The organism is Bradyrhizobium sp. LeoB3, assembly GCF_055456055.1.
Genome location: NZ_JBVBEF010000091.1, coordinates 1 through 19,400 on the forward strand (window position 1 = coordinate 1; position 19,400 = coordinate 19,400).

The 19,400-nt window shown below is 58.4% G+C and carries 19 protein-coding genes and 1 tRNA gene; 14 read left to right on the plus strand and 6 right to left on the minus strand.

Translation table 11 applies throughout. The annotated features are described in order from the left end of the window. The first annotated feature begins 169 nt into the window (after positions 1-169). From hisD to ACZXDY_RS36045, 6 genes are all read left to right on the plus strand, one after another. On the plus strand, positions 170-1,465 hold the full coding sequence (gene hisD / locus ACZXDY_RS36020) for a histidinol dehydrogenase (protein WP_464348798.1): 1,296 nt from the start codon (positions 170-172) through the stop codon (positions 1,463-1,465). After that, positions 1,462-1,965, plus strand: coding sequence for a UPF0262 family protein (locus tag ACZXDY_RS36025; RefSeq protein ID WP_028164429.1), 504 nt, complete (start codon positions 1,462-1,464; stop codon positions 1,963-1,965). Before hisD ends, ACZXDY_RS36025 begins: the two co-directional genes overlap by 4 nt. Before the next feature lie 35 nt (positions 1,966-2,000). Beyond that, on the plus strand, positions 2,001-2,465 hold the full coding sequence (locus ACZXDY_RS36030) for an arsenate-mycothiol transferase ArsC (protein WP_028164430.1): 465 nt from the start codon (positions 2,001-2,003) through the stop codon (positions 2,463-2,465). A gap of 478 nt (positions 2,466-2,943) precedes the next feature. Then, a complete protein-coding gene (locus ACZXDY_RS36035) occupies positions 2,944-3,576 on the plus strand; it encodes a Maf-like protein (protein ID WP_464348799.1) in 633 nt (210 codons plus the stop codon). Then, entirely contained in the window at positions 3,577-3,783 is a 207-nt protein-coding gene (yacG, locus tag ACZXDY_RS36040; RefSeq protein ID WP_130229817.1) for a DNA gyrase inhibitor YacG, read from the plus strand. Positions 3,784-3,947: 164 nt separating this feature from the next. Beyond that, positions 3,948-4,023, plus strand: a tRNA-Phe gene (locus ACZXDY_RS36045). A gap of 387 nt (positions 4,024-4,410) precedes the next feature. Here ACZXDY_RS36045 and ACZXDY_RS36050 read toward each other — a convergent pair. Next, on the minus strand, positions 4,411-5,289 hold the full coding sequence (locus ACZXDY_RS36050) for an ArdC family protein (RefSeq protein WP_464348800.1): 879 nt from the start codon (positions 5,287-5,289) through the stop codon (positions 4,411-4,413). 1,292 nt (positions 5,290-6,581) lie between these two features. Between ACZXDY_RS36050 and ACZXDY_RS36055 the strand changes: the two genes are divergently transcribed. From ACZXDY_RS36055 to ACZXDY_RS36090, 8 genes are all read left to right on the plus strand, one after another. Then, positions 6,582-7,781: an ABC-three component system protein gene (locus tag ACZXDY_RS36055; protein WP_464348801.1), complete on the plus strand. Its 1,200-nt coding sequence runs from the start codon at positions 6,582-6,584 to the stop codon at positions 7,779-7,781. Beyond that, positions 7,778-8,284: an ABC-three component system middle component 5 gene (locus ACZXDY_RS36060; RefSeq protein WP_454624160.1), complete on the plus strand. Its 507-nt coding sequence runs from the start codon at positions 7,778-7,780 to the stop codon at positions 8,282-8,284. Before ACZXDY_RS36055 ends, ACZXDY_RS36060 begins: the two co-directional genes overlap by 4 nt. A gap of 2 nt (positions 8,285-8,286) precedes the next feature. After that, positions 8,287-10,182 carry an AAA family ATPase gene (locus ACZXDY_RS36065; protein WP_464348802.1) on the plus strand — a complete coding sequence of 632 codons (1,896 nt, stop codon included), beginning with the start codon at positions 8,287-8,289 and terminating at the stop codon, positions 10,180-10,182. 232 nt (positions 10,183-10,414) lie between these two features. Beyond that, positions 10,415-11,188 (plus strand): hypothetical protein, encoded by a 774-nt coding sequence (locus ACZXDY_RS36070; RefSeq protein WP_464348803.1) that lies wholly within the window; start codon positions 10,415-10,417, stop codon positions 11,186-11,188. A 23-nt stretch (positions 11,189-11,211) separates the two neighbouring features. Further along, positions 11,212-11,715, plus strand: a complete 504-nt coding sequence (locus ACZXDY_RS36075; RefSeq protein ID WP_464348804.1) for a hypothetical protein — start codon at positions 11,212-11,214, stop codon at positions 11,713-11,715. 276 nt (positions 11,716-11,991) lie between these two features. Next, on the plus strand, positions 11,992-12,498 hold the full coding sequence (locus tag ACZXDY_RS36080) for a hypothetical protein (RefSeq protein WP_464348805.1): 507 nt from the start codon (positions 11,992-11,994) through the stop codon (positions 12,496-12,498). A gap of 590 nt (positions 12,499-13,088) precedes the next feature. Beyond that, entirely contained in the window at positions 13,089-16,079 is a 2,991-nt protein-coding gene (locus ACZXDY_RS36085; RefSeq protein WP_464348806.1) for a class I SAM-dependent DNA methyltransferase, read from the plus strand. A 59-nt stretch (positions 16,080-16,138) separates the two neighbouring features. After that, on the plus strand, positions 16,139-16,444 hold the full coding sequence (locus tag ACZXDY_RS36090; protein WP_464348807.1) for a hypothetical protein: 306 nt from the start codon (positions 16,139-16,141) through the stop codon (positions 16,442-16,444). 329 nt (positions 16,445-16,773) lie between these two features. Here the strand turns inward: ACZXDY_RS36090 and ACZXDY_RS36095 are convergent, their stop codons facing one another. From ACZXDY_RS36095 to ACZXDY_RS36115, 5 genes are read right to left on the minus strand one after another with little or no spacing between them, the layout of a single operon-like run. After that, positions 16,774-17,235: a hypothetical protein gene (locus ACZXDY_RS36095; protein WP_464348808.1), complete on the minus strand. Its 462-nt coding sequence runs from the start codon at positions 17,233-17,235 to the stop codon at positions 16,774-16,776. Then, positions 17,232-18,011: a recombinase family protein gene (locus tag ACZXDY_RS36100; protein ID WP_464348809.1), complete on the minus strand. Its 780-nt coding sequence runs from the start codon at positions 18,009-18,011 to the stop codon at positions 17,232-17,234. The genes ACZXDY_RS36095 and ACZXDY_RS36100 overlap by 4 nt, the downstream gene beginning before the upstream one ends. Then, positions 18,005-18,658: a recombinase family protein gene (locus ACZXDY_RS36105; RefSeq protein ID WP_464348810.1), complete on the minus strand. Its 654-nt coding sequence runs from the start codon at positions 18,656-18,658 to the stop codon at positions 18,005-18,007. The genes ACZXDY_RS36100 and ACZXDY_RS36105 overlap by 7 nt, the downstream gene beginning before the upstream one ends. Continuing rightward, positions 18,610-19,053, minus strand: coding sequence for a DUF2924 domain-containing protein (locus ACZXDY_RS36110; protein WP_464348811.1), 444 nt, complete (start codon positions 19,051-19,053; stop codon positions 18,610-18,612). Before ACZXDY_RS36110 ends, ACZXDY_RS36105 begins: the two co-directional genes overlap by 49 nt. Further along, the gene (locus ACZXDY_RS36115; protein ID WP_464348812.1) at positions 19,050-19,241 is read right to left on the minus strand and encodes a hypothetical protein; all 192 of its coding nucleotides are present in this window, start codon (positions 19,239-19,241) and stop codon (positions 19,050-19,052) included. The genes ACZXDY_RS36110 and ACZXDY_RS36115 overlap by 4 nt, the downstream gene beginning before the upstream one ends. Between the last annotated feature and the right edge of the window lie 159 nt (positions 19,242-19,400).

The window sequence follows — 19,400 nt, forward strand, 5'->3', positions numbered from 1 at the left end:
GCGCAGCGCGCCACCCATAGCGCCGTAGCAAGCGCGGCTTGCTTGGAGGGCAGACCGCGGCCCGTTACCCCATCTACCGCTCGGCCCCTTTGTCCGCCATCGAGGGTTGACGGCCCCTATCCGCCGCGCCATTGAGCAGGGACCCTGAATCCAAATTCAAGAACGCCCCATGCCCCTCCGCCTGGACCGAAGCAGCGCCGATTTCGAGCAGCGTTTTGCCGCCTTCCTTGCCGCCAAGCGCGAGGTGTCGGCCGATGTCGAGCGCGCCACGCGGGCGATCGTCGACGATGTGGTGGCGCGGGGCGATGCCGCGCTGATCGAGGCGACCCGCAAATTCGACCGGCTCGAGCTCGACGCCGCCGGCCTGCGCGTCACCGCGGCGGAGATCGATGCCGCGGTGACGGCCTGCGATGCCGCCACGGTCGACGCGCTCAAGCTCGCCCGCGATCGCATCGAGAGCTTCCATCAGCGCCAGATGCCGAAGGACGAGCGCTTTGTCGACCCGCTCGGCGTCGAGCTCGGCTGGCGCTGGAGCGCGGTCGAGGCCGTCGGGCTTTACGTGCCCGGCGGCACCGCGGCCTACCCGTCCTCCGTGCTGATGAACGCGGTGCCGGCCAAGGTTGCCGGCGTCCCGCGCGTGGTGATGGTGGTGCCGGCGCCCGACGGCAGGCTCAACCCGCTGGTGCTGGCGGCCGCCCATCTCGGCGGCGTCTCCGAGATCTATCGCGTCGGCGGCGCGCAGGCAGTGGCGGCGCTCGCCTATGGCACGGCCACGATCGCGCCCGTTGCAAAAATCGTCGGCCCCGGCAACGCGTATGTTGCCGCTGCCAAACGGCTGGTGTTCGGCAAGGTCGGCATCGACATGATCGCTGGCCCATCCGAAGTGCTTGTCATCGCCGACGACACCGGCAATGCCGACTGGATCGCCGCCGATCTGCTGGCGCAGGCCGAGCATGATACGAGCGCGCAATCGATCCTGATCACCGATTCTGCGCGGCTCGCCGCCGATGTCGAGCGTGCGGTGGAAGCGCAGCTCGCAACGCTGCCGCGCGCGGAAATCGCGCGCGCCTCGTGGAATGATTTCGGCGCGATCATCCTGGTGAAGAAGCTCGACGATGCGGTACCGCTCGCGAATGCGATCGCGGCCGAGCATCTGGAGGTCATGACCGCGGATGCCGAAGCGTTCGCGGCAAAGGTCCGCAACGCCGGCGCGATCTTCCTGGGCCCGCATACGCCGGAAGCGATCGGCGATTATGTCGGCGGCTCAAACCATGTGCTGCCGACCGCGCGCTCGGCACGGTTCTCGTCCGGCCTCGGCGTGCTCGACTTCATGAAGCGGACCTCGATCCTGAAATGCGGCCCCGACCAGTTGCGCGCCCTGGGGCCGGCCGCGATGACTCTCGGCAAGGCCGAGGGGCTGGACGCCCATTCCCGTTCCGTCGGATTGCGCCTCAATCTGTCATGAACAAGCCGCCCACTGAGGAGGACCCCAACAATCGCATCGTCGCGGTGACGCTCGATGAGGAATCGATCGGGCGTTCCGGGCCGGATATCGAGCATGAGCGCGCGATCGCGATCTACGATTTGATCGAGCAGAACCTGTTCGCGCCGGCCGGCGCGGAGAGCGGGCCGTACACGCTGCACATCGCCATCACCGGGAACCGTCTGATGTTCGACATCAGGCGGGAGGACGGCACGCCTGTCGTGGCGCATCTGTTGTCGCTGACGCCGTTCCGGCGGATCGTGAAGGACTATTTCATGATCTGCGACAGCTACTACCAGGCGATCCGCACCGCGACGCCGGACAAGATCGAGGCCATCGACATGGGCCGCCGCGGCATCCATGACGAGGGCTCGCGCACGCTGCAGGAGCGGCTGAAGGGCAAGGTGCGGGTCGATTTCGAAACCGCGCGGCGGCTGTTCACGCTGATCTGCGTCCTCCACTGGAAGGGGCAGGACGCATGAGGCGCGCGCGGCCGCAATCCAACAAAGCTTGAGCGATGGGGGCGCCGCCCGCGCGCAATCCGCAGGCCGTATTGTTCGCATGCGGCCAGAACAGCGTGCGCTCGCCGATGGCGGCGAGCCTGCTGCAGCAGATGTTCCCGCAAGGGCTTTATGTGCGCTCCGCCGGCGTGAAAAAGGGCGAGCTCGATCCGTTCGCGGTCGCCGTGATGGGCGAACTCGGCCAGGATATCTCCGCCCACAAGCCGATCACCTTCGACGAGCTCGAGGATTGGGAAGGGCTGAACTTCGACCTCATCGTCACGTTGTCCCCGGAAGCCCACCACAAGGCGCTGGAGCTGACCCGCACGCTCGCCGCCGACGTCGAATACTGGCCGACCCACGACCCGACCGGCACCGAAGGCAACCGGGAGCAGAAACTGCAGGCCTATCGCGAAGTCTGCGACGGTCTCCTGACCCGCATCCGCCGCCGTTTTGCCAAGGCCGGTGCCACGAACGAGTAGGCGTATAATTGCCCACGTCGCTGCCACACACTCCTGCCTCTCCCTGCAAGGGAGAGGCAGGATTGCATCGCCAGATGCAATCCGGGTGAGGGTCCCCGGTCTATCGAGAGACGAGCGCACGCGGAGCCAACCCCTCACCCAATCGAGTCCGCGTCCACCCCCTGAGCCGCCCTCTCCCACAAGGGATGAGGGCACATCAGCTCGCACCGCAACCTTCTCCTTGTGGGAGAAGGTGGCGCGAGGCGCCGGATGAGCGATTCTCTCCGCACGCACAGGACCGGCAGTCAGATGTCATCATTGGCCGCGCGCTCACGGCTGCCCCCTTGTCGCTTCCCTGACAAAGAGCTGTGCTTATGGGGCGCGTATCCTCCCTGATGGAAATGATTCGCAGCCGGGTTCCACGGTTGTGAAACAAGGCCCCTTCCGATAGGTTCCGCGCGCGCTTACCCACCCAATCCTGCTTCTTCCAAGAGCCTGCATGCTTGGCCGTCCCAAACTCGTTCTTGCTTCCGGCTCGCCGCGGCGGCTGGCATTGCTCAACCAGGCCGGCATCGAGCCGGATGCGCTGCGTCCGGCCGATGTCGACGAGACCCCGCGGCGGGGCGAGCTGCCGCGCGCCTGCGCCAACCGCCTGGCGCGGGCCAAGGCGGAAGCGGCGCTGAAATCGGTGCAGCTCGACGACGACATCCGCGGCTCCTTCATCCTGGCTGCCGACACCGTGGTCGCGGTCGGCCGCCGCATCCTCCCCAAGGCCGAGTTGGTGGATGAGGCCGCGCAGTGCCTGAGACTGCTGTCGGGCCGTAACCACCGCGTCTACACCGCGATTTGCATCGTGACCCCGAGGGAAGCGTTCCGCCAGCGCCTGGTCGAAACCCGCGTGCGTTTCAAGCGTTTGAGTGAGGATGACATCCAGGCCTATATCGGTTCGGGCGAGTGGCGCAGCAAAGCTGGCGGCTACGCCGTGCAGGGCATCGCCGGCTCCTTCGTGGTCAAGATGGTCGGTTCCTACAGCAATGTCGTGGGCCTGCCGCTCTATGAAACGGTCACGCTGCTCGGCGGCGAAGGTTTTCCGATCCGATACGGCTGGCTGAACACCGCTACGGTTGGTTGAATGCCGGAACAGCGAAAACAGGCGGGCGCCGCGGAGGCGCCTGCGAAGGCCGAGAAGCCGTCCAGACCGTGCCCGATCTGCGGCAAGCCCGCCGAGCATGCGTTCCGCCCGTTCTGTTCCGCCCGCTGCCGTGACGTCGACCTCAACCGCTGGCTCTCCGGCACCTACATCGTCCCCGGCCGTGACGACCAGGCCGAGGAGGAATAGGTTAGATTTACCAATAAGTTGTGGAAAAGGCCGGTTCGATCAGGATCCCTCCGCCAGGCCGGGCTCGCCGCGCCGTACCCAAAGGCGAAGGCGGGTGGACAGCGGCCCTCCACCCCACTATAACCCGCCCGCTCGCTCGGCCTTTTCCGGCCGTCTCGCGACCTGCCCAGGTAGCTCAGTTGGTAGAGCATGCGACTGAAAATCGCAGTGTCGGTGGTTCGATTCCGCCCCTGGGCACCATTTAACCTTCTGAAACATCATTGAAAAATCGGGAGAGGGCTTCGCTCGGTCGGTTCGCCACGAGCGGCGTTGCAACCGCTTTGCAACCTTAGCTGCTCCTCGCTAGGCGAGCCGCGGTGGCGGAATTGTGTTGCATCCGCCGAATTCCACGGTGGCTGACGAGGCCATCGCATTCCGGTACGCAGCGTACCCAGTAGGAAACGGGCCAACTGCTGCACCGGCTGGCGCGAACCCGCGCCGACGTGGCCACCAGAACCAACCCGCGCCGCGCCATCCGAAGTTTTCCAGCGATCGATCGGCAAAGAACGCCTCGATGGAGGCACCGGTTACCGGGTGGATGTCGAAGAACGCCTCATGGGCGTGTGCGGGATGGGGCACGGCCGCGCCTCAAGCAGCAACGTCCGCCGGCTCGGCCAAAGCCATGCCGCGCAGGTAGCCGGCAACCTTGGACGCCTGGCTGCAAGCGGTGAAGAACGCCCGTCTGTCGGCCTTCAGGAGGTCGATCCAGGTCGCGATATAACCCGCGTGCCGGAGATCACCGTCGAAGCCAAACTCTGCACACAGGAATGCAGCGCCGAGCTCCGCAATCAGTTCTTCGGCCGCGTAGTTGCGCGAGCCAAAACGGTTTTTCAGGTCACGATCGAGCCGGCTTTTGTGCCCTGTCCAGTGGGAAAGTTCGTGGAACACCGTGCCGTAAAAGTGATCCGCGCCTCTAAAGGCTTCAAACGCCGGCATGGAGATGAAATCTCGGCTCGGCACGTAGCACGCCTCGCCGTGACCTTCGCGTATGTCCGCGCCGGTTGAACGCAAAAATTCGTCGGCTAGGTCGTCGCGAGTATCAGGATTACGAACGCGCGTCCGCTTTCCTGCGGTGATGCCAGGGGGGAGGTTTTCGCATTGATCGACATTGAATACGGTGTATTCCCGCATCATCGGGACCAGTCGCGTTGAAGTGCCGCCTTCCGCATCTTCCTTGATTTGCAGCTGTTTCACGAAATACACTTTCGTGCCGCGCTCGCCTTTTCGCACGATGCCACCAAGCTCTAGCGCTTGCTTGAACGTGAGAAAGCGCGGCGTGCGATATCCCGCCGCCTGCGCCATCCACAGCAACACGACGTTGCATCCGGAGTAGGGTCGATTGCTCACAGCGTTGGATGGCGTGTTCGCGCCGGGCGTTGCGGACCATGGCTTAATCCACGGCGCCGCGCCGGCTTCTAGCTCTGCAATGATCCGCGCCGACACTTCCGCATAAAAATCATGTTTCACTCTTGGACTCGCTGGCTATGGCTGATGCGACGGGAGTGGTCGCGTGCCGTAGCCGCGTCGGGTCGGATGACGGGACTTGCGAAAATTACCCCCCGGGGGGCATGGACAGGCCGGGGCACCTCGCGCGCGACGAGACGTGTGCCGGAAATATGTGGCCTATAAAAAGGTCGCGTTAACGAAGGTTAACGGCGGAGAGGTCGGCCATTCACGAGGTGAGTTGATGCACCGTCCTCAGCGATTTAGCTCGTGTTACTTTCACTGAACCGTACCGATAGTTCGAATCGCCCTCCCACCGCCACTTTGCTTCGAAATTTCGTACCTCGAAACGGAGACGGGCCCGAAAACTCGGCCGTTTTCGTGAATCTTTTTGCCCTGGAGAATGCTGGTCGTACTGAAAACGAGCCGCGAATGGGGAGGAGAACGCGTTTTTCTCCGAATCCTAGAACGTCGGGAATTGGTACAGTACGGCATTTCGGCGAAAAACAAGGCCCTCATGGGGGCCGGTTTTGAATCTCTGTCGCTCAACCGAGGTGACAAATGATTCCGAATTGGAGTCTAGTCATTTGGGTGCCCGCCACCCCAGCCACGTATTCCGGCCGCAAGCAGACACGCGAGTCGGAAGCCGCGAAAGGTCTCCGGTGTTGCCGCGAATACTCCCGTTGGCGGCCACTATCGATGGAGGCAGGTTGTATCAGCACTGCCGCCGGACCGCGGCATTCGTTGAACCGGTTCTCCCGCATCGACTAGGAACGTTGGGAATACGTCGGCTAGACCGCCGCGCGAGGGCGATAGCCCCGATCGCTACGAAATGGATGGGTTTGTAAAAATCCTATCCCAAAGCCAAATCATGCTGCTGCGGGTTGCTGTGATCAACAAGCCTACGCCCCGCCCAGCTCATAAACTTCCGCTGGAAGGCTCGCTCAACAGGGACGAAGAGCACGGTCGAGAAGTAAGCAACTGCCAGACAGGATTGAACTGAGACAACGATCCCGTTCGACTTTGATTTTATTGGCTTTTCGGTCCACCGATCTTTTTTGTGTGGCACTCTTGGGTGGCCCATTGCATTACCTCTGCGGCTCCGAGCTTGCAGCTTCTTTCTTGCCGCTTCTCACAATACGCCCGGCTCCCGTCCCGGTGGCAAGGTGCGCCCCTATTGCTCTTGCCTTGGTTGGGCTTCGCGCCCGAGCCCGCTTTTGAACGACCCAACCTTAGTCTAGGACAAAGCATCTTACGTATCTTGCGCAAACTGCGATATCTTTTAGGTTGCAAATTCTCGATTCAATGAGTTTCGCTTGTCCACTAGCTCGACCTTCTTTGCGACTATTTCAGCAAACGGCGGCTCCGCGGACGTCATCTTCGTACACGGTCTAACCGGTGACCCTGTCGAAACGTGGTCGTCCAAAGATACCCTTGAAGCGGAGGGGCCTTACTGGCCGAAGTGGCTTGTAGCTGATCTGCCGCATCTCAATTTTTATACATTGGGCTATCCAGCAAGCCTCTTTGCTCAATGGGCAAAGAAGGAAATGGACCTTTATCAACGCGCAAAGAACGTCCTCGAAACTTTGGCGGGATACGAGTTCGGGAACCGCCCACTCGTTTTCGTTTGTCACAGCTTGGGAGGCCTCCTCGTCAAACAAATCCTCCGCACGGCCAAGGACTCGCCTGACGAAGACTGGCACAAGATTGCAGACAGCTGTTGGGGTGTGCTGTTCCTTGCCACTCCTCACAGTGGGTCCAGTCTGGCTGACATTCTAAAATTGTTCTCCGGGTGCTTCAGTTCTCCGCATGTTGACAAGCTCCTGGAAGACAGCTCCCAACTCGATGAACTCAACGCAAGCTTTCGGACGTTCTGTCAGACCCGCAACATCCATGTCACCGCCTATCATGAGATGCACAAAACTCATAAGCTGGCGGTGATCGTGGACGCAAAAAGTGCCGATCCCGGTGTCAACGCAAGCATGCCTATCCCCATCGATGCGGATCATTTGAATATCTGTAAGCCGAGCAGCCGCAGCAGCTTGGTCTACACGAGTGTTCTGCGAAAGCTGAAGAAGCTGGTGCCCATGGTCACCGTAGCTGAACTAGAAGAGGCTGCGCCGTTTGACGACGACAATCTAGGCGAGGAAAGCAGTCGCGATAGGCGAGACCTATTTGAAAAGATGACTGCGGCAGGGCGCGAGCACGAGTACGGCTATGCCAATGATGCACAAAACAAGTTTGCGCGCTCGTTCGCGAAGCACGGACTAAAGACTGCGTCCTCCACTCTGTACAACAATCTACTCGCCGACATTGAGCAGCGTTTTCAGAGCTTGATCTTCCATCCGCTGATCTGCGGCGGAGCCGACAACGCAACCGTTCTAGCGGCCGTTCAAACGCATGTGGTGGATCCGCTCAGCGCGAAGTATGCCGACAAGAATGCTACATCTGTGACGATCATGAATGCACTCTATTTCCTGACTGAGCGATGTCATATTCGATGGGACAAGCCATGAGGTATCGCCAGTGGTACGCCCAACTTGATGTTTATGACACGATACGTCGGTATCTCGCCTTATTGATCAGATGGAAGGGCGCGGCACCCACTCGCGATCGTCTGTTTATCTCAGACTTCTATCTGGCCAATCCAAGTCTACTGCACCTCACGCACATGACGGCTGACGTGCGGCGTGCGTTTACCTCCCTGAAAATCGCGAAGCCCGACCAAACTTTTCTAAAGTATCCATCACCGCCAATCCTTTACAGCAAGATGGGTGGAATACAGTCCCAGGCTCTTCACAATCTGACAGGAAAAGGGCTTCTCCGTCTCGAACTTGTTGACAAGGATCAATACAGTCTCAGCGAGACGGGAAACGTGCTGGCGAACGGTATGGGGGGCCGACTAGTTCTTCCGACCGAAGAAGGTGTACTTCATTTCCTCACCACAGAGTTTGCATCAATTGGGCAAGGCAAGGGCGGCTTGCGGGCGGTTACGGGCCTCAGGCGTCTGGGAACATAGCATTGGTTTCATTCTTCGCAGTCAACCGTGTAAGGATCACTCACGGAAACAAAGCCGCATACGATGAGGTGTTTCATCGTGGCGTCAACATCATTCGCGGTGAAAACAGCTCCGGGAAATCGACGATATCGGATTTTCTTTTCTATGGCCTCGGTGGCGAGTTCGATCGCTGGAAAGATGCGGCTGCGCAATGCAGCGCTGTCCGGCTGGAGATCGAGACGGAAAGCTCTCTGCTGACTGTTCACAGAAATGTTGGGAGCAAGCAAGAGCCCGTCCTCGTCTTCTTTGGAGGACTCGAAGACTCGCTTTCGAGGGGAATTGACGAATGGCAAAGAGTGCCCATTCGGCGTCCGCCCGGAGGCAAAGAGCTATCTTTCACACAAGTTCTTTTCAGAGCGGCGGGAATCCCGGAGGCCCCAAACGTCGACAATTCGAATGTCACGATGCATCAGATCATGCGGCTCCTCTATTCTGATCAGCAAACCCCGGCGGGAAAGCTCTTTCGGTTTGAGAGTTTCGATACTCGCGATATTCGCGAAGCTGTCGGGCAGCTAGTGATTGGCGTGAATGGCTATGAACTGTACGAGACTCAGATCAAACTGCGTCAGCTAAATTCTGATTATGCCGAGAAAGATCGGCTGTATAAAGCCGCCCTGCTCACCTTGCCGAGGTCGGAAGGCCTAGCATCGATAGCCGCCTTGGAAACACGGATTAGCGAGATTGTCTCTAAAAGAACCGTGCTTCAACGCGAGATCGCCAACGTCGATTCGCATGTTGCCGGCGAACAGTCCGATAAATTCGTCGCTGATCGGCGCGCAATGCAAGCCAAGCTGCGAAGATTGGCCTCTGAACTTCAGGAGCAAGAACAGCGTTCGAGCGACCTCGCAGATGAGATTTCCGAGATAGGAATGTTTGTGGAGCACCTCACAAACCAGCTCGCTTCGTTAGGGGCATCAGAAGAGCTGTCAGAGAAGCTTGGCACGATCGAATTTCAGTATTGCCCAGCATGTTTAAAGCCCTTGGAAGGCAAAGATAGTAAGCATTGCATCGTGTGCCACCAGGAGATTGATGAGGATAAGGCCAAGTCGAAGTATTTCGAACTCAAGATAGACAATGAGCTTCAGGTCCGTGAATCGCAGCAGCTTCTGAAGTCGAAAGCCGCGGAGCTAGAGGATCTGCAAGGTGAATTGCGAGCCAGACGGCGCGACTATGCGGTCGCAGTCGCTGAGTTCGCGGGGCGGTATGACGTAAGTAATTCGCCGCGAGAAAGCTTTCTGGCCGAGCGAAACAAGCGCCTGGGCCGGCTTGAGCACGAAATCGCGTATCTTGAAGAGCTGCGCGCGACGATACAAAAGATCGATGAACTCTCTAAAGAGCGAGCCAATTTGAATGACGAGATCGAGCGCCTGAAAGCAAGATTGAAGACGCTAGAAGCTTCATCTACTACGCGGACCAGAAAGGCCATGAACGCTGTTAGCGCCATCGGTCGGCGCCTCTTAACTGACGACTTGCCGCGAGAAGACAGTTTCGAAAACCCAGATTCTTTCTCTGTCAATTTCGGCGACGATGCGATGCTCGTCAATGGCAAGATGAATTTTGCCGAAAGCAGCAATGTTGTGTTGAAGAACACCGCGATCCTGTCGCTGTTTCTTGCTGCCTGTTACGATGCCGAATTTTGGCATCCGAAGTTTTTGCTGATGGATAACATCGAAGACAAGGGGATGGAGCAAGAGCGTAGCCATAACTATCAGCGGCTCATCGTTCGCGAATCGCAGAAGGCAAAATTCCCGCACCAGATCATCTTTACAACGTCGATGATTGATCCGACGCTTGAAAAAAGCGGTCTCACGGTGGGGCCAAAATATACCCGCCAGAAAAAGACGCTTGCATTGGGCTAGGTTGGCGGCCGCGAGGGGCGATCAATCGTGAGGGCGCTGCTCCGCCACCGCGAATACCGATCTCGATCTAATGGCTTATCGCCAGAGTCGTGAGTGGCGCCGGCAATTTTTGGCGCAGGATTTTGTCATGCGTCCACAGGCGATCGACGTGCCTACGCAATTGAACGACCGTATTGGCGCAGTTATTCGGTTGATCGATAGCAATGAAAATTAGCGAGACAGGATGCAAAGTATGGAGGACACAGCAGTGAAGGGGCCACGACGGGTGCCCGAGGTCGTTATAGGCTGCTTGCTCTCCATTGCCGCTCTCGCGGTGGGGACGGTGCTTGTGTCAGCCACGCGGGCAGGCGAGGCATGGGGTTGGTTTTCTAAGGATGCCAGTGGCTTTTTCACTGGACTGCAATTCTTTGTGGCGACAGCCCAAGCTGCCCTCTTCATCTATCAGCTTCGCTTAATCCGCGTTAGCTTGGAGGATGCCAAGGTCGTGTCGGCCGCGGCCACGCGACAGGCCCGCGTTGCTGAAGACATGCTCACTAAAATCGAGCGTCCATATGTCTTCGTCTACAATGTCAGTTCTCTCAAGATCGACCAATGGGAGAATGAGGGGGAAACTGGATCGACATTAAGCGTCAAATACTCGGTCGCAAACTATGGGAAGCTTCCTGCGGTCATCGAGCACGTGCAAGTCAGCCTGAGCGTGCACCATGAGCCGCTGCCGCCCGCGAACTACGACTACAACCATCCCCTTGCGGTGTCCGCTGTCCTTGTGCCGGGCGAACCGCGAAACGACTTGTATGAAGGACTTGCCTGGGATCACGTGATAATTGATCCCTATCAAGGGGACGCCGCGGACCTGGGCGGGAAAGAGCTATTCTTCTGGGTGATCATTCGATATCGCGGCACGTTCTCTAGTGGGCACGTCACCCGGGCCTGTTGGCGATACGATGAGCGAACAGGCCAGTTCGTCGAATTTAATGGTGGCCCCGAGCACAACAGTCAAACCTGACGCGAAATGGGAGAGCAAAGGCCATGCCGACCGAGATGGGTGAGTATCTTGTCGGAGCCTATCTAAAGCTCGTACTCGGATGCAGCGTGGTTGACTACAATGCCCGCCCGCAGGGCGGGGGTCTTCAGGGGCTGGGCGAGCTTGACGTGATTGGCTTCGATTTCGTCACCCGCAACGTCTACCTTTGCGAGGTGACCACGCATCTGGATGGATTGTTGATCGGCGGAGGAGGCGAAGCCACCATAGCTAAATTGGCTGACAAGCATGCGCGACAGAAATTGTATGCGGAGCGACATCTGCACCTTCCTGATTTCAACGCCCGCTTCATGTTCTGGTCACCGGTCGTTCGTCCGGGCTTGGTTGCGCCGCTAAGGGGTATCGGCTTCGAGTTGTTCATAAACAGCGTGTACCGGGATGCTATCGACGAATTGCGCGTATTGGCAAGCTCGTCCACGTCCGATGCCAACAATCCAGCGTTTCGTCTCCTGCAAATTCTTGAACACATGCGCGAGCCGACTCGCGAATGAAGTGCCTCGTGAGCGAGGCGCACGGCCCTTCGCGGAGGGGGCTGCTCGCGCTGCACAACAGGACACTCTCGACAGAGATGAACCAAATACGCACGTTTGCAATTGCTCAGTTGATAGTGAAGCACCATGCCTGATGACGTCGAGACCGGGAAAGGCGCAAAGCGGCGAAAAGCTCTCACGGGTTAACGCGGCTTCTTTCGCCTCAAGAGGAGAAATGGTGATTGTGTTTCGTTGACTTCTCGCGCTTCAATGCGCAAGCTAGGATAGGGGGCGGCGATGACAGGCAGGCTTGGGTGGGAGTGGGCTTCGGGGCTGGTGACGATCGCCTTAGCGCTGGGTGTATGTGCGGCGTCGGCCGCGTCGGCAGCCGATGACCAAGCTGAAACTATTCAGCAAGGTCAGGCATGGACCAATCGGATCGCTCAGGGCGCTTGCAGTAAACTTCGCGATCGACGCACCGACACGCCGGAGAACATCGCAGAATGTCGGCGCGACCAAGCCGCTCAACCGCTCTGCCTGAGCTATCAAGGATTTGCGTTCGCTTGGTACGACTTGGCTGAGAATCCGCCCTCCGGCGTCGATCAGTTGGCCTTTCAGACGAACGTGATCAACACCCTAGGCTCTGACGGCGGAGGACCTCCATACTATCAGTCGCCGCAGTATCGGGATATGTTGCGCCGCCTGTTGAGCTTCACGTTCTCTCCGGCGCGGAAGAAGTGGAGGACGGGTGCTCAGTTTTCGGAGTACGCATATAAGCTTTGTATCGAGCGGCGCCCGATTTAGCTGCGCTCCACACGCGGCAAACAAGAAGCGCGACGCTGCGGAGGGACGGCCCTCGTTGGGTGTTCCGCCATCCGACTGTGACCGATGCGTTCGCTGGGATCGTGGCGATATCGCCGGAATTAGTTGAACTCTACGTGCACGGCAAGACAGACAGTGATCACTTGCGCATTCTTGCGCGGCTCTACCCTGCACTTGCCCGAACGGCTAAAGATCTATCCGCTCGACGAGGGCTTGAAGTCCTTTCTGGGCGCCCGTCGCGAAAAGGCGTTTCTTGAGAAAATTCTTGAAGCTCGGGCAGACATCCTGGACTGGGCTGCGAATGTCTCGGCGAATGGGCTATCAAATCGGCGGCAAGCTCCTACTCGCCGCGTCGACTTCTTGGGGATTGATGCCAGAGGGCAATCGGCTCCATCCACCTGGCTCGGTGCGAAGGCACTTGAGGACAAGGTTGGCAACAGATATTCACGCCAGCAAAATTCGACGAGTATCTTCCGCCAGCTCAGACAGGTCGCAGCAGTGCAAAGGTCTGTCGCACCTCATGACACCCGTAGTTTTGGCGGTTACAACCATCGACAGAATCTGGGGGAATCATGACGCCGCACGAGTTCATAACGAAGTGGCAAAACTCAAAACTTAAGGAGCGAGCTGCGGCGCAGGAGCATTTCATCGACCTATGCCGCGTTTTGGGTGAGAAGACGCCGGCCGAAGTCGACGCAAGCGGCCTTGATTACGCATTCGAGGTCGGTGCAACGAAAACGACTGGCGGGCGCGGGTTTGCAGATGTCTTCAAACGCGAGCATTTCGGCTGGGAGTACAAGGGAACTCACGCAAACTTAGAGACGGCATTCTCACAGCTTCAACGTTATGCTGTCGCCCTTGATAACCCGCCGCTGCTTATCGTCTCCGACATCGGAACCACGATCCATATCCATACGAACTGGACGAACTCAGTTTCACATACCTACGTCATTCCAATCGTAGAGTTGGGTGATGCCGAGAAGCGTGGATGGCTGAAGTCTGCGTTCACTGATCCGGAAGCTCTGCGACCTAAGAAAACACGCCAGGAGTTGACTGAAGAGGTCGCCGGCGAGTTCGCCAACTTGGCCCGATCGCTTCGCTCTCGCGGGAACCCGCCCGAAGAGGTGGCCCATTTCATCAACAAACTCGTATTCTGCATGTTTGCAGAAGACGTGAAACTGCTTCCTGAGACTATGTTCACGCGGATGCTGGACCGCGCCATCGACGATCCAACCGAATTCGAAGATTTCGCGCGGACTCTCTTCTCCGCAATGAAGAGTGGCGGACGAGTCGGTTTCGAGAAGGTCGCTTGGTTCAATGGTGGACTCTTCAATGATGATCGTGTCTTCGCGCTAACACGCGATGAGATCAAGATCGTTCGCGATGCATCAGCCCGATATTGGGGCGATGTCGATCCATCGATACTTGGAACTCTTTTTGAACGTGGTCTAGACCCTGATAAGCGCAGCCAACTTGGGGCTCACTACACCGATCGCGAGAAGATCATGCTGATCGTTCAGCCGGTCGTGGTTGAACCGTTGGTTGCCGAGTGGGAACGCGCGAAGGGCAATATTGCAGCGTTAATGGACAAGGCCCAGCGGCTGGATAACGAGGCGAAAACGAAGGGCGGTCGCGCTGCGTCGGCTGCTTTGGGGCAGGCGACAGTAGCCCGCAAAGACGCGCAAGCTGTGCTTGATCGGCACCTGAAACGCCTCGCTGACTTCCGCGTTCTCGATCCTGCCTGTGGCTCGGGCAACTTCCTCTATATCGCGCTTCGGGAATTGAAGGATCTGGAGCACCGCACTCAGGTCGAGGCTGAAGCTATAGGGCTTCCACGAAGGTTTCCTTCGATCGGACCCGAGGTCGTGAAAGGTATAGAGATCAATCCTTACGCCGCTGAACTGGCAAGGGTGTCGGTTTGGATTGGTGAAATCCAGTGGATGCTGAAGAACGGCTTCCCTGCGGCACAGAACCCAGTTCTGAAGCCTATGGAGACAATCGAGTGCCGAGATGCGCTCCTCACGCTGAAGCCTCCTCACGAGGGGGCCGACCCAGTGTGGACAGAGGCTGAGTGGCCGGCTGCCGACGTCATCATCGGCAATCCGCCGTTCCTTGGCGCCAAAATTATGAAGCGCTCTTTGGGGGTAGAGAATACCGAACGTGTCCGTACGATCTTTGGCGACAGATTGCCGGGCTTCACCGATCTTGTTTGCTACTGGTTCGAAAAGGCACGGGCTGCGGTTGCCGCAGGCTCAACCACCTTTGTTGGCTTGGTTGCGACTAAGTCGATCGCGAAGAACACAAACCTTCCGGTCATGCGTCGCATCACCGATGACCTCACCATTTATAGCGCTTATGCAAACGAGCCATGGGTGGTCGATGGTGCTGCGGTGCGCGTGGCGCTGGTCTGCTTCGGTGGAAGGAATAACGTGCCAGTCCCCGCTAAACTTAATGGACGCGAGGTGCCAGCCATAAATGCGAGTTTGACGAGCGGGACGGACTTTAGCACCGCCTCTAGGTTGGCAGAGAATCGCGGTCGTAGTCTCCTCGGCATTCAGAAGAGCGGGCCGTTCGACATCGACGGAACGACTGCGCGACGATGGCTCAGAATGCCGGTAAATCCGAACGGCCGACCAAATGCAGACGTCCTGAAACCATACATGAATGGAGATGAGATTGTCAGCGGATCGACCGATCGCTGGTTGATCGACTTCCCGCTTCTTCTCCGTCCACAGGATGTCGCGCTCTGGCAGGCCCCATTCGAATACCTTAGCTCCGCTCTCTACGATCCGGATGACGCCGCCTCCAAATTGCTTCGTGAAGAAAGGCAGCAAGCGCGCGATCAACACGCCCGAGAGCGCTGGTGGGAGCCGTACTGGCCTCGACCCGATATGCGTTCAAAAATATCAAAGATTGATCGCTATCTTGTTACCCCGGAGACGGCAGAGCACCGCGTGTTTGCTTGGCTTTCATATCCGGTACTGCCAGACAAAAATCTGATCGTCTTTCCGGGGGCGAATGACACCACCTTTGGCATTCTCCAGTCGCGCTTTCACGATCTCTGGGCAACGGCAATAGGTAATCGAATGGGAGCGGGCAATCAGCGCCGCTACAATAATCTGACCTGTTTTGAAACCTTCCCATTCCCGGACGGACTTTCGCCAGATATACCCGCCGCTGATTACGCAACTGACAATCGCGCCATAACCATCGCTGCCGCGGCGGCTCGCTTGAATGAGCTTCGCGAGAACTGGCTGAAACCGGCCGATCTTATTCGACGCGAACCGGAAGTCGTGCCTGGCTTTCCAGATCGCATTCTGCCCGTGAGCCCCGAAGCAGAGCAGATACTTAAGAGGCGCACGTTGACGAATCTATATAACGAGAGACCGGCATGGCTGGATCAGGCTCATAGGGCTCTTGATGCCGCAGTCGCACACGCCTACTGCTGGCTGGCAGATATCTCCGATGATGACGCTCTAGCCAACCTCTTCGCTCTTAATCAACGGAAGGCAGCGGAGCGCGGCGGAAGTCTTCTCGCGGGGGCTGAGACGAGTGATCCTTGATCGTGCCGCATGAAGGTCGAACGGTGGTGTCCGCGGATGACTCGACGAAGTGAAGAGAAATGAAGTCAGGATCAGAACTACACCGCTTCGCAAACCTGATTGCGGAGGTACATGAGAGCGAGATTGCCGCCGATGTCACTCTTGGTGGCCGCCTTCTCCTCGCGCAGCAGTATCCGCTTGCGATCAGCTATGCACCCTTCGAGCATATCCAGCACGGCGCCCGGATTGCCATCGTCGGGATTACCCCCGGAGCCCAACAGGCAAGGAATGCGTTAGGCGAATTACGACGCCAACTGATCGCGGGTGCTGATTATGACCCGACCTTGCAGCGGCAAAGACGTTCGCGAGCTTTTCGGGGCCAATGAGAGCGAATCTGGTAGTGATGCTGGACCATATCGGGCTTGCACGCTGGATGGGCTTGCGTAGCACGGCGGAGCTTTGGACGTCGCGGAGCGATCTCGTCCACTTCACCAGCGCCATCCGATATCCGGTCTTCATCAATGGTGAGAACTATAGTGGTTCGCCGTCGATGGTCACCACGCCACTATTGCGGGATGCGATCCTTGAATATCTCGCAGAGGAAGTGTTGGCGTTACCAGATGCAGTGTGGGTTCCTTTGGGGCCAAAGGTGAGCGAAGGACTCGCATTGCTGGTTAAGCGCGGACGTTTATCGGCAGATCGGATGCTGATCGGCTTAGCGTTGTTCAGCTTTCCGAGCGGATGGGCTGAACAGGGTCTGCTGCTCCTCCCACTCAGCTGGGATGGATTTCAACAGCTGCGCCAACTCAAGCCCGTCCGGCTGCAAACCATTTAGGATGGCTTCGGTGATGGCCGGCGAGAGCAGGGTCAGCCGAAGCACTCGGCACAAATAGGACTCGTTGATCTTCTCGGTCTTGGCGAGCTCCCGCACCGAGCTAAACAGGTTTGACTCAAGCATATTGCGCCAGCGATGAGCCCGCACCACGGCTTTGACCAGCGTGTTGTCAACCCGGGGCTGGGGAGGTGACCAGGTCTCCGCATTTGCAGGAGTAACCACGCGTTTGCGACCACCCTGCCGGCGGAATGAAATCGGGATGCTCACGGTCATGGTTCGGCTGTCCCGGCTCAGCTTCGGTCGACCAATCGGGCCGAGGGTGAGGGTGGTCGGTCGGTTCATTCGGCGGCTTCCTGGAACGAGGATTGCGGTCGCAAATCCGAGGAGAGCGAGGTCAGGCCTTGGATCTTCAAGGTGATGTCCATCCTTTCGGCCCGCATGTCGACGCGCTGAACGAGCAGCTCGACAATGCGCGCCTGTTCTGCCGGAAACAGCTCGTCCCAGAGCTCGTCAAATCCTAGCAGCGCGCTCCGGACTTCGCCTTCGCTTACCTCAGAAGATTGCTTGCGCAGAGCGCGCCAGGTCTGAACGATAACTTCAGGGGTTTGCAGCAGCAGGCGAACCTGCTCGATGATGATGCGCTCTAACTCGGCCGCGGGCACCAGCTTGACCGGACAGTCTGATCTGCCCTGCTTCATTGCGGTTTGGCTGATGTAGTAGCGATAGAGACGGCCGGACTTTCGGGTGTGTGTCGGAGACATGGCCGCGCCATCAGGCCCAAACAGCAAACCTTTCAGCTGTGCTGGGGTTTGAGCTCGGCTGTTGTTCGCGCGTTTGCGTGGGCTTTCCTGGAGAATGGCGTGAACCTGGTCCCAGAGCTTGCGATCGATTATTGCTTCGTGCTCGCCCGGGTATGAGGTGCCCTTGTGAACCGCTTCGCCAAGATAGACTCGGTTGTTAAGGATCTTGTACAGCACCCCCTTGTCCAGAAGGTGTCCGTACCGATTGCGCTCGTTGGCTGCGACGAGCTCGCGAGCCAGCCGGGTAGCGGATTTGAGCTGCACGAAACGCCGGAAAATTGCTCTAACCCGCTCGGCATCGGCTTCGTGAATCAGCATTTGCGATCACGGACTTCATAGCCGAGTGGCGTCCAGCCCCCCATCCACTTGCCACGCTTGCGAGAGGCCGCGACCTTGTCGCGGATTCGCTCCCCGATTAGCTCGCGCTCGAACTGGGCGAACGTCACCAGGATGTTCAGCGCCATCCGCCCCATGGCATCCTTGGTGTTGAAGGATTGAGTGACGGACACGAAGGTCACCCCATGGCTTTCGAACAGTTCGACAAGATTGAGGAAGTCGAGCATCGACCGCGAAAGCCGGTCAATCTTGTAGACGACGATGACGTCAATCTTGCCTACTTTAACAGCTGCCAGGAGCCGCTTCAGGGCGGGTCGTTCAAGGGTGCCACCCGAAAAGCCGCCATCGTCGTAGCGGTCGGAAACCGGGGTCCAACCCTCCGCTCGCTGGCTCACGATGTAAGCCTCACAAGACTCTCTCTGGGCGTCGAGCGAGTTGAAGTCCATGTCGAGCCCTTCTTCGCTCGACTTGCGGGTATACACCGCACAGCGGACTTTACGGACTGCGAACCGGCCCAAGTCTGCTTGCTCGAGCGAGGTGGCGAATGGGGTGGTTGTGCGCTTTCGCGACTGGCGGGGGGTCATTTGCCAAGTGAGTTTTTCAGGCCAAAGAAGACCCAGCCATTCCATTTGGTGCCCGTGATCTGACGAGCGACCGAGGACAGAGATTTGTAGGGCCGGCCGAGATATTCAAAATCGTCGTGGCGAACGGTAACGCAGTGTTCCACGCCCTCCCATTCGCGGATCAGCTTTGTCCCGGCGACGGGCCGCAAAAGCGGTCGAGCCTTGCGGTCCGCCGGTTTCTGGTCGGCATATTGCTTGGCCATGGCTTTCAGCCGCTCGGCGGTTTCGCGCGACAGGCCGCCATAGGCCAATTCCTGAATGCGGTAGGCCAGCCGGCTCTCCAGGAAACGGCGGTTATAGGCAGGGGGCTCGGTATCGAAAAGCTCGCGCCAGCGGGCTTTCAGAACGGGTGCGGAGGCGCCTTTCAGGGCCGCCAATTGGGACAAAATGGTCTCTTTCACGGGGCGATATCCTCGGTCTTGCGGACGACATCACCCCCAGACAGCGGCTCACAGTCGAGCGGAGTTTTTGCCCCGCGCTGTAAAATTTGGCTGGACTTCCGCTCCAAAGCACGCAGGAGGCCAGCTGCCAAAATGGCGGCGATTTCTGCCAAGTGTTGCTGATTGCTATGAGCTGCTTCCGACTGCATGGCCGGCAAGCTGCATTCAACCGAAAGCTGAGGCTAGACTGATTTAGCAATTGCAGCGGCTGGTGGGTCTCAAACGTGGAGGAACGCAATCCGTCGTCGTGGACAATCTGTAGATAGAGCTGTTCTGAATGAGCTACCTTGTTCCTAATCTACGTGTGA

What these genes read in the sequence shown, in the direction of transcription:
- ACZXDY_RS36100 (WP_464348809.1), bottom strand. Translation starts at nt 18,011, where the DNA reads ATGCTGATTCACGAAGCCGATGCCGAGCGGGTTAGAGCAATTTTCCGG.
- hisD (WP_464348798.1), top strand. Translation starts at nt 170, where the DNA reads ATGCCCCTCCGCCTGGACCGAAGCAGCGCCGATTTCGAGCAGCGTTTT.
- ACZXDY_RS36075 (WP_464348804.1), top strand. Translation starts at nt 11,212, where the DNA reads ATGCCGACCGAGATGGGTGAGTATCTTGTCGGAGCCTATCTAAAGCTC.
- yacG (WP_130229817.1), top strand. Translation starts at nt 3,577, where the DNA reads ATGCCGGAACAGCGAAAACAGGCGGGCGCCGCGGAGGCGCCTGCGAAG.
- ACZXDY_RS36060 (WP_454624160.1), top strand. Translation starts at nt 7,778, where the DNA reads ATGAGGTATCGCCAGTGGTACGCCCAACTTGATGTTTATGACACGATA.
- ACZXDY_RS36070 (WP_464348803.1), top strand. Translation starts at nt 10,415, where the DNA reads ATGGAGGACACAGCAGTGAAGGGGCCACGACGGGTGCCCGAGGTCGTT.
- ACZXDY_RS36025 (WP_028164429.1), top strand. Translation starts at nt 1,462, where the DNA reads ATGAACAAGCCGCCCACTGAGGAGGACCCCAACAATCGCATCGTCGCG.
- ACZXDY_RS36115 (WP_464348812.1), bottom strand. Translation starts at nt 19,241, where the DNA reads ATGCAGTCGGAAGCAGCTCATAGCAATCAGCAACACTTGGCAGAAATC.
- ACZXDY_RS36085 (WP_464348806.1), top strand. Translation starts at nt 13,089, where the DNA reads ATGACGCCGCACGAGTTCATAACGAAGTGGCAAAACTCAAAACTTAAG.
- ACZXDY_RS36090 (WP_464348807.1), top strand. Translation starts at nt 16,139, where the DNA reads ATGAAGTCAGGATCAGAACTACACCGCTTCGCAAACCTGATTGCGGAG.
- ACZXDY_RS36030 (WP_028164430.1), top strand. Translation starts at nt 2,001, where the DNA reads ATGGGGGCGCCGCCCGCGCGCAATCCGCAGGCCGTATTGTTCGCATGC.
- ACZXDY_RS36035 (WP_464348799.1), top strand. Translation starts at nt 2,944, where the DNA reads ATGCTTGGCCGTCCCAAACTCGTTCTTGCTTCCGGCTCGCCGCGGCGG.
- ACZXDY_RS36080 (WP_464348805.1), top strand. Translation starts at nt 11,992, where the DNA reads ATGACAGGCAGGCTTGGGTGGGAGTGGGCTTCGGGGCTGGTGACGATC.
- ACZXDY_RS36105 (WP_464348810.1), bottom strand. Translation starts at nt 18,658, where the DNA reads ATGGAATGGCTGGGTCTTCTTTGGCCTGAAAAACTCACTTGGCAAATG.
- ACZXDY_RS36095 (WP_464348808.1), bottom strand. Translation starts at nt 17,235, where the DNA reads ATGAACCGACCGACCACCCTCACCCTCGGCCCGATTGGTCGACCGAAG.